This window comes from Achromobacter sp. FW305-C-28 (assembly GCF_058783235.1).
This window is the reverse complement of sequence record NZ_JBYSYL010000010.1, coordinates 181,326-193,083: the sequence shown is the minus strand read 5'-3', so window position 1 is coordinate 193,083 and position 11,758 is coordinate 181,326. Positions and strand designations below refer to the sequence as shown.

The following is an 11,758-nucleotide window of genomic DNA, read 5'->3' as shown; positions in this document are numbered from 1 at the left end:
TATGGACGCATCGAGCCACAAGCCCTTCCGCTTGGGCGCCAACTGGCGCCACAGCCAAGACGGCGACGCCGTCATCACCTCCATCAATCCGGCCGACGGCAGCATTGCCGGTATCGTCACGCGCGCCACGGCGCAGGACGTGGACACCGCCGTTGCCATTGCCTGGGACGCATTCCAGAACAAGCCCTGGCGCAAGCTGCGTCCCGACCAGCGGGCCGCCACCCTGTATGAAATCGGGCGGCGCCTGTCCGCCGAACGCGAGCCGCTGGCGCGCTTGCAGATGCTGGACAGTGGCAAGCCCTGGAAAGAATGCCTGAACATGGTCGACAGCGCGGCGGGGCATTTCCGCTATTACGCCGCCGTGTGCGAAACCTGGCAGAACGAGATGACCTCGCCGCGCGGCGAATATTTCTCGATGGCGCTGGCTGAACCGTTCGGCGTCATCGCGGCGATCACGCCGTGGAATTCGCCCATCATGAACGAAGCCCAGAAGGCCGCCCCGGCACTGGCCGCCGGCAACGCGGTGCTGCTCAAGCCCTCCGAGGAAACCCCGCAGCTGGCGCTGGAACTGGCGCGGTTGTGCAGTGAAGCCGGCCTGCCCGAAGGGTTGCTGACGGTGCTGCCCGGCCATGGCGAAGACGTGGGCGCGGCGCTGGTGAAGCATCCCGGCGTGCGCATGGTGTCGTTCACCGGCGGCACCGAAACCGGCCGCATCATCGGCGGCATCGCGGGCCAGCGCCTGATTCCGGTGGGCCTGGAACTGGGCGGCAAGTCGCCTCACATCGTGTTCGACGATGCCGACCTGGACCGCGCGGTGGCGGGCGTGATCTCGGGCATCTTCGGTTCGGCTGGTCAGAGCTGCGTGGCCGGCTCGCGCCTGTTCGTGCAGAAATCCCTCTACAAGCGCTTCATGGACGAACTCGTGACCCGCACGCAGCAGGTGCGCGTCGGCCTGCCGGACGACCCGGCCACGCAGATGGGCCCGCTGGTGTCGCGCGCCCATCGTGAAAAGGTTGCTGGCTACGTGGATATCGGCCGCGGGGAAGGCGGCCGGGTACTGGTGGGCGGGGCCGCGCCGTCGCAGGCGGCGCTGGCCAACGGCTGGTTCTACCTGCCCACCATCATCGACGGCCTGGGCAACCAGGCGCGTGTGTGCCAGGAAGAGATCTTCGGCCCGGTGCTGGTGGCGCTGCCCTTCGACGACGAAGACGACGTGATCCGCCAGGCCAACGACATCCCCTTCGGCCTGGGCGCCGGCATGTGGACGGGCGACTACGCCCGCGCCTGGCGCGTGGCCCGCGACATCGAAGCGGGCTCGGTCTGGATCAACACCTACAAGCAATCGCACATTGCCACGCCGTTCGGCGGCTTCAAGGCCAGCGGCATCGGCCGCGAAAAGGGCCTGCACGGCCTGCGCCTGTACAGCCAGGTCAAGAGCCTGTACTGGGGCATGCACGACAAACCGATGGGACTCTGAACACCATGACGACTGACAAGAAAAACGCGGCCCTGACGCTGGCCGATTCCCGCATCCTGATCGCCGGCGCCGCCAGCCTGGTGGGCTCGCACACTGCCGACGCGCTGCTGGCCGCCGGTGTGCGCGAGGTGATCCTGCTGGACAATTTCGCCTTCGGCACGCCCGAAGCCATCGCCCACCTGCAGGACGACCCGCGCGTGAAAGTGGTGCGCGGCGACCTGATGCGCCTGCCCGACCTGCTGGCGGCCACCGAAGGCGTGGACGGCGTGCTGCACCTGGCCGCCTACATGACGCTGGGCTTTGCGCAGACACCGTGGCAGGCGGTGGACGTGAACGTGCGCGGCGCGCAGAACATGCTGGAAGCCTGCCGCGTCAACAAGGTCAGGAAGATCGTCTTCGCCTCGTCCAATGCGGTGTATGGCTACGGCACGGGTATCGCGGGCGCGCTGGTGGAAAACGGCCCCTTCCATTCCGTGGGCGCGCCACCCGCCGCCATCCTGTACGGCGCGTCCAAGATCATGGGCGAACAGCTGTGCCGCCAGTACTACCAGAAGGCCGGCCTGGACTACGTGGTGCTGCGCTATTCCACCGTGTATGGCGAACGGCAGCACTACCGCGCCGCCAATTCGCTGTACATCATGGAAACCTACGACCGCGTGCGCAAGGGCGAACGCCCCGTGCTGCCGGGCGACGGCACCGACACCAAGCACTTCGTGCACGTCTCGGACGTGGCGCGCGCCAACGTCGCGGCGTTCCAGAGCGCGGCGACCGACGTGGCCGTGAACGTATCCGGCCCCGCGCCCATCACCACCGGTGAGCTGGTGCGGCTGGTGCTCGACTACTGCAAGAGCGACCTGCAGCCCGAGATCAAGCCCGACCCCCCGGGCACCGTGCGCCTGACCTCGGGCGGCGCGTTCCACATTCCGCATGACCTGGCGGGCCAGCACATCGGCTGGCAGCCCAGGGTCGGCATGGCCGAGGGCGTGGCGCGCCTCCTGGCCTGGCGCGAGCAGCAAGGCGGCGGCTGACGTTACGAGCAGTCCGCGCCCGTGCAGTCCCGTGCACCGCGCCATAGAGCGCGGGCACCTGAAAAAAGTGCCGATCAGGCACACCACGAGGAGACAAGGCAATGAGAAAGCTGAAAAGCATGGGCGGGGCGCTGCTGGCCCTGGGATTCGCGTTGGGCAGCGCCGTGGCATCGGCCGCGGGCTTTCCTGACAAGCCGGTGACGCTGGTGGTGCCGTATCCGCCGGGCGGCGCCACCGACGTGATCGCGCGGCTGATCGCCGAAAAGCTGCCCGCGGCCTGGGGGCAGCAGGTCATCGTCAACAATCGCCCGGGCGCGGGCACCACCGTGGCCGCCGAAGCCGTGGCGCGCGCGCCCGGCGATGGCTACACCCTGTACATGACGACGGCGGCGCACACCATCAGCGCCAGCCTGTACAAGAAACTGAACTACGACCCGCTCAAGGACTTCGCGCCGCTGACGTTGACCTCGACGATCCCGCTGGTGCTGGTGACCGCGCCGTCGCTGCCGGTGAAGAACCTGGACGAACTCATCGCCTACGGCAAGGCCGCGCCGCAGGGCCTGAGCATGGCGTCCACCGGCAACGGCACGCCCCAGCACCTGACGGGCGAACTGTTCAAGGCCAAGACGGGCATGAAGCTGGTGCACGTGCCGTATCGCGGCGACGCGCCGATGCTGACCGACCTGATCGGCGGCCAGGTGCAGATGGCGTTCGTCACGCTGTCGGCGGCGCTGCCGTACATCCAGTCGGGCAAGTTGCACGCGATTGCGCTGGCGCATCCGCGGCGGGTCGAGGCGATCGGCCAGGTGCCCACGCTGGACGAAGCCGGCATGAAGGGTTTCGAAGCCGCGACCTGGTTCGGCCTGTTCGCGCCTGCCAGCATGCCGGCGGACCTGCGCGAGAAGATCTATCGCGACGTCGCCAAGATCGTGGCCACGCCCGAGATGACCAAGAAGCTGCAGGACATGGGCGGCGAGGTGAACAACAGTTCGCCGCAGCAGTTCCAGTCCTTCATCAACGCCGAAGCGCAGCGCTGGGCCGAGGGCGTCAAGCTCTCCGGCGCGCAAATCGATTAACGCCCGTTCACCCCGAGATGGCCGGCGCGCCATCCCGACAGGAGACCCGCAAGATGAGCACGACCGAACACGCTTTGCTGGCGCGTTGCGCCGCCTATGGCACCAGCACCTGGGCCGACGCCATGGATACCCTGGGGATCGCCGGGGTGGTGCAGGGCATCCCGCGGCGCGGCGGACACGGCCGCATTGCCGGCTTTGCCGTCACCGCCCGCCACGTCAGCGGCGGGCTGGGCGATTTCGACCGCGCCGATTTCGCGGTGGGACGCCTGGTGGCCGCCACCGGCCCCGGACGCGTGCTGATGGTGGACGCGGGCGGCGCCTGCATTTCCACCTTTGGGGGTATTGCCTCGCTGGCCGCATCCAGGCGCGAGGCGACCGGCGTGGTGATCGACGGCGCCTGCCGCGATGTCGACGAAATCGAAGCCACCGGCTTGTGGCTGGCGGCTCGCCATGTCACGCCCTTGACGGGCAAGACGCGGCTGCGCTTGCAAGCCATGGGCCAGCCCGTCACCATCGGCGGCGTGACGGTGGCCGAGGGCGACCTGGTGGTGGGCGACGACACCGGTCTGGTGGTGGTGCCGCGGGCGCAGCTGGAAGCGGTGCTGGCGGCCGCGCAGCAGGCGCAGGACACCGATGCGCGGGTGGAACAAGGCATTCGCGACGGCCTGTCGTTCGCCGAGGCCGCGGCTGCCGCGAACTACATCCCCGCCCGTGCCGGAGCGCCTGCGTGACTGCCCCTTACGACATTGTCCAGGTGGCATCGCTGGGGCCGGCTTTCGACCAGCAGCTGGCGTCGCGCTACCGGGTCCTGCCCGCCTGGCGCGAACCGCAAGGGCTGGCCGCATTCGGCGACGAACTGCGCAGCCTGCGCGTGGCCGTCACCTCGGTGCGCCACGGCTTCACGCAGGCCATGTTCGAGGCGCTGCCGGCTTTGCAGGCGGTATGCAGCTGGGGCGTCGGCCACGACACGCTGGACTTGCAGGCGGCGGCGCGGCGCGGCATCGGCGTCAGCGTCACCCCCGACGTGCTGGACGACTGCGTGGCCGACCTGGCCTGGGCGCTGCTCTTGTCCGCCGCGCGCCGCACGGCCGTGGGCGATCGCTACGTCAAGAGCGGCCAGTGGCGCGCCCTGGGGCAGTTTCCGGTGACCACGCGGGTGTCCGGCAAGCGGCTGGGCATTCTGGGGCTGGGTCGCATCGGCGAAGCCATCGCGCGGCGGGGGGCGGGGTTCGACATGGACGTGCGCTATCACAACCGGACGCCGCGGCCTCAGACGCCATACGGCTACGAGGCTCGCCTGGTCGATCTGGCCGAGTGGGCGGATTTCCTGGTGGTCGCCTGCGTGGGCGGCCCGGCCACGCGCCATCTGGTCGACGCCGCCGTCATCCGCGCGCTGGGCCCGCAGGGCATTCTGGTCAACATCGCGCGCGGCAGCGTGGTGGACCAGGCTGCCGCGCTGGCGGCATTGCGCGCGGGCGAGCTGGGCGGCGCCGGACTGGACGTGCTGGAACGCGAACCCACGCCCGCCACGGAATTCGCCGATCTGGACCAGGTATCCCTGATGCCCCACGTGGGCAGCGCCACCCGCGAAACACGCGCCGCCATGGCACAGCTGGTGCTGGACAACGTGGCGGCTTTCATGGACAGCGGCAAGCTGCTGACGCCGGTGGCCGCGCGGGAATGGCAGTCATGACCGCGCCCGGCGTGCCAAGCCATGCGGCCTTGCTGGCCGATCTGGTCGTCTTCCTGGGCGCCGCGCAGGTCTTGACGGGCGCGGATGCCGAACCTTACCTGACCGATTGGCGCCGGGCCGTCACCGGCCGCGCGCTGGCCGTGCTGCGACCCGGCTCGTGCGAGGAGGTGGCGCAGGTGGTGCGCCTGTGCGCCGCCGCTGGCGTGCCCGTGGTGCCCCAAGGCGGCAATACCGGCCAGGTGGCGGCCGCCACGCCGAGCGCGGACGGGACCGCGGTGGTGCTGTCGCTCGTGCGCCTGAATCGCATCCGTGCCGTCGATCTGGACGGCGACACCATTACGGTCGAAGCCGGTTGCGTGTTGCAGGCGGTGCAGGACGCCGCCCGGCAGGCGGGCCGCCTGTTCCCGCTGTCGCTGGGGGCGGAAGGTAGCTGCACCATCGGCGGCAACCTGGCCACCAACGCGGGCGGCACGCAGGTGCTGCGCTACGGCAATGCGCGCGAACTGGCGCTGGGGCTGGAAGTCGTCACGCCGCAAGGCGAGATCTGGCATGGGCTGCGCGGCCTGCGCAAGGACAACACCGGCTACGACCTGCGTGACCTGTACATCGGCAGCGAGGGCACGCTGGGCATCATCACTGCCGCGGTGCTCAAGCTGTTTCCGTTGCCACGGGCACAGCGCACCGCCCTGATCGTCGTGCCGGATCTGCATGCGGCACTGCGTTTGCTGCAACGCGCCCGCGCGGGCTTCGGCGCGGCGCTGACCGCATTCGAAGTCATGGCGGCGCCCTGCCTGCACGACGTGGCGCGGGCGTTTCCATCACAGCGCCTGCCTTTCCCGGCGCTGCCCGACAAGGCCTGGTGCGCGCTGCTGGAAATCTCCGACAGCGAAGACGAGCAGCATGCGCAGACGCTGCTTGAAACCGTGCTGGCGGAGGCGTTGGAAGCCGGCGAAGCGCTCGATGCCGCCGTGGCGGTATCCCAGGCGCAGAGCCACGCCTTCTGGCATTTGCGCGAAAGCATCACGCTGGCGTTGGCGCAGGCCGATGCGTGCGTCAAACACGATATCTCGCTTGCCGCCTCGCGCATTCCCGATTTCGTGCGGGCCACGGACCAGGCTTTGGCGCAAGCGTTTCCGGGCGTTGCGATGCGCGTGTTCGGCCATCTGGGCGACGGCAACCTGCACTACAACCTGCTGCCCCCGCCGGGTGCGCGGGAAGCCGACATCCAGCGTCTGGTGCACGACCGCGTGCACGAGGCAGGCGGTTCGATCAGTGCCGAACAAGGCGTCGGCCAACGCCGCGTCGACGACCTGCAACGCTACAAGGGCGCGGTGGAACTGACGTTGATGCAACGCATCAAGCAGGCGCTGGATCCGCAGGGCTTGATGAATCCGGGCAAGGTCCTGCCGGCCGATCCCCCCAATACATAAACACAAACAAGAAAGCACCCAGGAGACAAGCATGTTTTTTTCGAACAAGACCGTCGCGCGCGCCGCGCTTTCCGTCGCAGGACTGTGCGCCGCGTTGCCCGCATGGGCCTGGCCCGATCATCCGATCGAACTGATCGTGGGCTTCGCGCCCGGCGGCGGCACTGACCTGACCGCGCGCTCGCTGGCGGTGTTCCTGGAAAAGGAATTGGGCGCCACGGTGGTGGTGCAGAACAAGCCGGGCGCGTCCAGCGCCATCGCCCTGTCGTACGTGGCCCGTGCCAAGCCCGACGGCTATACGCTGGCGATGACCAACATGCCGGGGCTGGTGTCCCTGCCCATCGAGCGCAAGGCGGGCTTCACCACTGGCGACTTCACCTACCTGGCGAACCTGGTGCGAGACCCCAGCGCCTTCAGCGTGGCGGCCGACAGTCCCTACCAGACACTGGACGCACTGATCGCCGCGGCGAAAGCCAAGCCCGGCGCCATCAGCTACGGGTCCACCGGCGTGGGCACCGACGACCACCTGGCCCTGGTGCTGTTTCAGAACCTGACGGGCACGCAGTTGAACCACGTGCCCTACAACGGGGCTGGGCCTTTGCGCAGCTCGGTGCTGGGCGGGCATACGGTGATCGGCGGTTTGAACCTGGGCGAAGTCATGCCCTATCACGGCAAGAACATGCGGGTATTGGCGCAGGCCAGCGCCGAACGGTCGCCGCTGGGGCCGGACGTGCCGACCTTCAAGGAATTGGGTGTGAACCTGGTGTTTGCATCCGAGCGCGGCATCGTGGCGCCCAAGGGCCTGCCGGCGGACGTGGCCGACAAGCTGCGCCGTGCCTTGGGCAACGTTGCTGCCAACCCGGAATTCCAGGCCCAGATGAAGCAGCAGTTCACCGAGATGGACTACCTGGACGGCCCGCAATGGCAAGAGCGCCTGAAAGGCGACGACACCCGCCTGCGGGCCATCTGGGCCAAGACGCCCTGGGTCGAATAAGCCGGCTTATTCCAGCGGCAGCGTCAGCACGCCCTGCGGCGCGGGGCGCATCATCACGCGGCGGTACCAGGCCGACAGCGCAGGCGTATCCGGACGTTCGATGGGCAGGGCCAGCCAGCGATGCGCCGAACAGACCAGGGCGATATCACCGATGGTCAGCTGGCGGCCGGCGATGAATTCGCGGCCTTGCAGCGCCTGGTCCAGGATCTGGGCGCGGGCGTTGCTGCGCTTGACCGACAGGTCGATGGCGGCGCGGTCTCGCTTGTCTTCGGGCGTACGGATCAGGCCCAGGAAGGCCGGGCCCATGGCACCTTGCCATTCGGTCGTCTGCCAATCCATCCAGCGGTCGGAATCGGCCCGCATGCAGGCGTCTTCAGGCCACAGCGTGCCGGCGCCGTAACGCGAGGCCAGGTAGCGCACGATGGCGTTCGATTCCCACAGCACGAAGCCGCCGTCGTCGATGGCGGGCACGGTGCGGTTGGGATTGATCTTGGCGTAGTCCGGCGTGTCGACCACGCCGAACGGGCCACCCGCCTGGATGAATGTGTGCGGCAGCGCCAGTTCGCGCACCGCCAGCATGACTTTCTGCACGTTGACGGAAGTCAGGCGTCCCCAGATCTTCAACATAACGAATCCTTGTAAGGGTCAGGCGGGCGGCAATTGCCGCCGCGCAAAGCCGCTGTCGCGCGAAAAGCGCGTCCAGTTGAAAGCGGGGCCCGGGTCGGTCTTGCGGCCAGGAGCGATGTGCTCGTGGCCCCAGGCGGCCGCCAGGGGATAGCGCGTGCGCAGCACCGGTGTCAGCTTGCGCAGCGCCACGTATTGCTCGTCAGTGTAGGGCAGGGTGTCCGTGCCCTCCAGCTCGATGCCGAGGGAAAAGTCATTGCAGCGTTCGCGCCCCGCGAACCGGGACACGCCGGCATGCCAGGCGCGCGCGTCGGTGGACACGAACTGCACGATGCGGCCGTCGCGCCGGATGAAGAAGTGCGCCGACACGCGCAGCCCGCGCAGCCGTTCCAGCCAGGGGTGCGAGCCGTAGTCCAGCGTGTTCAGGAACAGCCCGGCAACCTCGGGGCCGCCAAACTGCCCCGGCGGCAGGCTGATGTTGTGCAGGACCAGCAGCGACACCTGCGTGCCCGGCGGGCGCGCGTCGCAGTTGGGAGAGGGCAGGCGGGAAACACCAGGGGCCGGCGCCAGCCAGCCATGTCGATCCAGAAGCAGGGCCATGGGAAGGAAGCATGCATGTTGTATCCAACATGCATTATGCCTGCGCGGCGCAGCGGGTCGGTTGGAGCGGTTTGGGGCCTGCGCAAACAGGACATACAGACCCCAACCAGCCCCTTCCGTCCTACTTCGCTGCAGGCCCCAGCCGCGCGTGTTCCGCGCTGCACCAGGTGTGGCCGCCCTGCAGCAGCGCTTCGGAACGCGGCAGGTGGATGCCGCAATGGGCGCAGCGGACCATGGCTTCGGGGGCGCCCGGCTGAGGGGTGCCCGGCTGAGGGGCGCCGGGGGCGGGTTGGCCGGCCGCGGGGCGCGGCTTGGCGCCCGGGGGCGGGGCCTGGCGGGCGGCGGCCATGCGGCCGGCGATGCGGGCCACGAACAGCACCAGGATGATGATGACGATCCAGAACAGCAACTTGCCCACGTCAGCCTCGATGCAGAATGACTTCCAGCACAAACCGGCTGCCGGTATAGGCCAGGATAAGGAACCCGAAACCCGTCAGGGTCCAGCGCAGGGCCACGCGGCCGCGCCAGCCCCAGATGTGGCGTCCGGCCAGCAGCACCCCGAAGGTCAGCCAGGACAGCAGGGTGAAGACGGTCTTGTGGTCAAACGGAAGAATCATGCCGGTCAGCTTCATGGACGCCACCGACCCCGACCCCACGGCCAGCGTCAGCACCACGAAACCGATCCAGATGATGCGGAACAGCAGCTGTTCCTGCACCAGCAGCGGCGGCTGGGAATCGAGCACCCGGCCGATGATGCTGCGTTCGGCGGGGGCGTCCAGGGGGCGGTGCAGATGGCGGTCGAGCAGGGCCATCATCATCGCGTGCAGGGCGGCGATGGTGATCAGGCCGTAGGCCGCCAGGGCGATCAGCAGGTGGACGCGCAGCCAGGGGTTGTCGGCATGGGGCACGAACTGCCCCTGGGGAAACAGGGCCGCCAGGCCGCTGGCCAGGGTGGCGGCGGGCAACAGCAGCAATTGCAGGCCGTCGATGCGCACCAGCAGGCTTTCCAGCCAGAACACCACCAGGCCCAGCCACACGGCGGCGGACAGCGCCAGTGCCCACCCTATGAACAGGTGCGGGGCCCCCAGCATGGATTGTTGCAGCCCGATTCCATGTAAAACCAGGGCCCCCAGCAGGCACGCCCGGGCGATTTTGCCCGTGTGCTCGACTTCCCCGGCGCCCGCCAGGCGGACCCAAAGGGAGCCTCCCAGCACTGCGTACGCCAAGGCAGCCGCTGTGTGAAATACAATGCCTAGTGACATAGAAACCGTTGTCTGGATGGGGCCTTGGGGTGCATACCACCGGAAAGCGCAGAATCCGCGCCTGCGGCCACCGTTCAATCAGCTAGTTTAAGCGGAAACGCCTCTCATGCTCGATAACCTAACTCAACGCCTTTCGCGCGTCGTCAAGACGCTGCGCGGCGAAGCCCGCCTGACCGAGGCCAACACGCAAGAGATGCTGCGCGAAGTGCGCATGGCATTGCTTGAGGCCGACGTGGCGCTGCCCGTGGTGCGCGAATTCGTCGCCCGGGTCAAGGAAAAGGCGCTGGGCGAAGAAGTCGCCGGCAGCCTCAGCCCCGGCCAGGCCCTGGTGGGCGTGGTCCACAAGGAACTGACCGCTCTCATGGGCGGCGACCTGGGCGCCGATTCCGGCGAACTGTCGCTGGCCGTGCAGCCGCCCGCCGTCATCCTGATGGCCGGCCTGCAGGGCGCCGGTAAAACCACCACCACCGGCAAGCTGGCGCGCTGGCTGTCCGAAGGCCAGCACACCCAGCATGGCCGCAAGACCGGCAAGAAAAAGGTCCTGGTGGTGTCCGCCGACGTCTATCGTCCGGCCGCTATCGATCAGTTGAAAAGCGTCGCGGCCCAGGTCGGCGTCGATTTCCTGCCGTCCGACCCCAGCCAGAAGCCTGAAGACATCGCCCGCAACGCGGTCGATCATGCCCGCCGCCACCACTACGACGTCCTGATCCTGGACACGGCCGGCCGCCTGGGTATCGACGAAGCCATGATGCGCGAAATCCGCGCCCTGCATGACCTGGTCAAGCCGATCGAAACGCTGTTCGTGGTCGACGCCATGCAAGGCCAGGACGCGGTCAACACCGCCCGCGCCTTTGCCGAGGCCCTGCCGCTGACCGGCGTGGTGCTCACCAAGCTGGACGGCGACGCCCGCGGTGGTGCGGCCCTGTCGGTGCGCCACGTGACCGGCAAGCCGCTCAAGTTCGTCGGCGTCTCGGAAAAACTGGACGGGCTCGAACCCTTCTACCCCGAGCGCATGGCGCAGCGCGTGCTGGGCATGGGCGACATCGTCTCCCTGGTCGAGCAGGCGCAAAAGAATATCGACATCGCCGAAGCCCAGAAGCTCGCGGCCAAGATCAAGTCGGGCAACAAGTTCGACCTGAACGACTTCCGCGATCAGCTCGGCCAGGTGAAAAAGCTGGGCGACATGGGTTCACTGCTTGAAAAGCTGCCGGCCCAGTTCCAGCAGGCCGCCGGCCAGTTGCAGGGGGGCCAGGCGGAAAAGCAGTTGCGCCGCACCGAAGGCATCCTCAATTCCATGACCGCCGCCGAACGCGCCAAGCCCGAACTCATCAAGGCCTCGCGCAAGCGCCGCATCGCCGCGGGGTCGGGCGTGCCCGTGCAAGAGGTCAACCGCCTCCTGGCCCAGTTCGAACAGATGCAGGGCATGATGAAGCAGATGAAAAAGGGCGGCATGGCCAAGATGATGCGCGCCATGGGCGGCATGAAGGGCATGGGCCGCTTCATGAAGGGCTGATGGGTCAGCGCCAAAAAAATGGCCAGACGTTGCGTCTGGCCAAGTGATCGCGGCAGCAGGGGGT

At 68.2% G+C, this 11,758-nt stretch carries 12 protein-coding genes; 8 read left to right on the top strand and 4 right to left on the bottom strand.

All coding sequences use genetic code 11. The annotated features are described in order from the left end of the window. Position 1 precedes the first annotated feature (1 nt). The 7 genes from AC3WMR_RS23200 to AC3WMR_RS23170 all read left to right on the top strand — a co-directional run bounded on the left by AC3WMR_RS23200 (position 2) and on the right by AC3WMR_RS23170 (position 7,695). Positions 2 to 1,477 carry an aldehyde dehydrogenase gene (locus AC3WMR_RS23200; protein WP_492265053.1) on the top strand — a complete coding sequence of 492 codons (1,476 nt, stop codon included), beginning with the start codon at positions 2 to 4 and terminating at the stop codon, positions 1,475 to 1,477. A 5-nt stretch (positions 1,478 to 1,482) separates the two neighbouring features. Then, positions 1,483 to 2,505 carry an NAD-dependent epimerase/dehydratase family protein gene (locus AC3WMR_RS23195; protein WP_492265054.1) on the top strand — a complete coding sequence of 341 codons (1,023 nt, stop codon included), beginning with the start codon at positions 1,483 to 1,485 and terminating at the stop codon, positions 2,503 to 2,505. Positions 2,506 to 2,606: 101 nt separating this feature from the next. Continuing rightward, positions 2,607 to 3,581, top strand: coding sequence for a Bug family tripartite tricarboxylate transporter substrate binding protein (locus AC3WMR_RS23190; RefSeq protein ID WP_492265055.1), 975 nt, complete (start codon positions 2,607 to 2,609; stop codon positions 3,579 to 3,581). Positions 3,582 to 3,634: 53 nt separating this feature from the next. Next, entirely contained in the window at positions 3,635 to 4,312 is a 678-nt protein-coding gene (locus AC3WMR_RS23185; RefSeq protein ID WP_492265056.1) for an RraA family protein, read from the top strand. Continuing rightward, positions 4,309 to 5,274 (top strand): 2-hydroxyacid dehydrogenase, encoded by a 966-nt coding sequence (locus AC3WMR_RS23180; RefSeq protein ID WP_492265057.1) that lies wholly within the window; start codon positions 4,309 to 4,311, stop codon positions 5,272 to 5,274. The genes AC3WMR_RS23185 and AC3WMR_RS23180 overlap by 4 nt, the downstream gene beginning before the upstream one ends. Beyond that, the gene (locus AC3WMR_RS23175; protein ID WP_492265058.1) at positions 5,271 to 6,704 is read left to right on the top strand and encodes an FAD-binding oxidoreductase; all 1,434 of its coding nucleotides are present in this window, start codon (positions 5,271 to 5,273) and stop codon (positions 6,702 to 6,704) included. Before AC3WMR_RS23180 ends, AC3WMR_RS23175 begins: the two co-directional genes overlap by 4 nt. Before the next feature lie 31 nt (positions 6,705 to 6,735). Next, the gene (locus AC3WMR_RS23170) at positions 6,736 to 7,695 is read left to right on the top strand and encodes a tripartite tricarboxylate transporter substrate binding protein (RefSeq protein ID WP_492265059.1); all 960 of its coding nucleotides are present in this window, start codon (positions 6,736 to 6,738) and stop codon (positions 7,693 to 7,695) included. Between the two features lie 6 nt (positions 7,696 to 7,701). Here AC3WMR_RS23170 and AC3WMR_RS23165 read toward each other — a convergent pair whose 3' ends face one another. The 4 genes from AC3WMR_RS23165 to AC3WMR_RS23150 form a co-directional block, all read right to left on the bottom strand. Next, a complete protein-coding gene (locus AC3WMR_RS23165) occupies positions 7,702 to 8,322 on the bottom strand; it encodes a glutathione S-transferase family protein (protein ID WP_175191774.1) in 621 nt (206 codons plus the stop codon). An 18-nt stretch (positions 8,323 to 8,340) separates the two neighbouring features. After that, a complete protein-coding gene (ampD, locus tag AC3WMR_RS23160) occupies positions 8,341 to 8,919 on the bottom strand; it encodes a 1,6-anhydro-N-acetylmuramyl-L-alanine amidase AmpD (RefSeq protein WP_492265060.1) in 579 nt (192 codons plus the stop codon). A gap of 121 nt (positions 8,920 to 9,040) precedes the next feature. Then, entirely contained in the window at positions 9,041 to 9,337 is a 297-nt protein-coding gene (locus tag AC3WMR_RS23155; protein WP_492265061.1) for a PP0621 family protein, read from the bottom strand. Between the two features lies 1 nt (position 9,338). After that, entirely contained in the window at positions 9,339 to 10,181 is an 843-nt protein-coding gene (locus AC3WMR_RS23150) for a cytochrome C assembly family protein (RefSeq protein WP_025138167.1), read from the bottom strand. A gap of 106 nt (positions 10,182 to 10,287) precedes the next feature. On the opposite strand from AC3WMR_RS23150, the gene ffh reads away from it, so the two are divergent. After that, positions 10,288 to 11,694 carry a signal recognition particle protein gene (gene ffh / locus AC3WMR_RS23145; protein WP_025138166.1) on the top strand — a complete coding sequence of 469 codons (1,407 nt, stop codon included), beginning with the start codon at positions 10,288 to 10,290 and terminating at the stop codon, positions 11,692 to 11,694. Positions 11,695 to 11,758: the final 64 nt, after the last annotated feature.

Bases quoted from the DNA above. Each gene is read 5' to 3' on its own strand.
- AC3WMR_RS23200 (WP_492265053.1), top strand. From the start codon at position 2: ATGGACGCATCGAGCCACAAGCCCTTCCGCTTGGGCGCCAACTGGCGC.
- AC3WMR_RS23195 (WP_492265054.1), top strand. From the start codon at position 1,483: ATGACGACTGACAAGAAAAACGCGGCCCTGACGCTGGCCGATTCCCGC.
- AC3WMR_RS23190 (WP_492265055.1), top strand. From the start codon at position 2,607: ATGAGAAAGCTGAAAAGCATGGGCGGGGCGCTGCTGGCCCTGGGATTC.
- AC3WMR_RS23185 (WP_492265056.1), top strand. From the start codon at position 3,635: ATGAGCACGACCGAACACGCTTTGCTGGCGCGTTGCGCCGCCTATGGC.
- AC3WMR_RS23175 (WP_492265058.1), top strand. From the start codon at position 5,271: ATGACCGCGCCCGGCGTGCCAAGCCATGCGGCCTTGCTGGCCGATCTG.
- AC3WMR_RS23170 (WP_492265059.1), top strand. From the start codon at position 6,736: ATGTTTTTTTCGAACAAGACCGTCGCGCGCGCCGCGCTTTCCGTCGCA.
- AC3WMR_RS23165 (WP_175191774.1), bottom strand. From the start codon at position 8,322: ATGTTGAAGATCTGGGGACGCCTGACTTCCGTCAACGTGCAGAAAGTC.
- ampD (WP_492265060.1), bottom strand. From the start codon at position 8,919: ATGGCCCTGCTTCTGGATCGACATGGCTGGCTGGCGCCGGCCCCTGGT.
- AC3WMR_RS23150 (WP_025138167.1), bottom strand. From the start codon at position 10,181: ATGTCACTAGGCATTGTATTTCACACAGCGGCTGCCTTGGCGTACGCA.
- ffh (WP_025138166.1), top strand. From the start codon at position 10,288: ATGCTCGATAACCTAACTCAACGCCTTTCGCGCGTCGTCAAGACGCTG.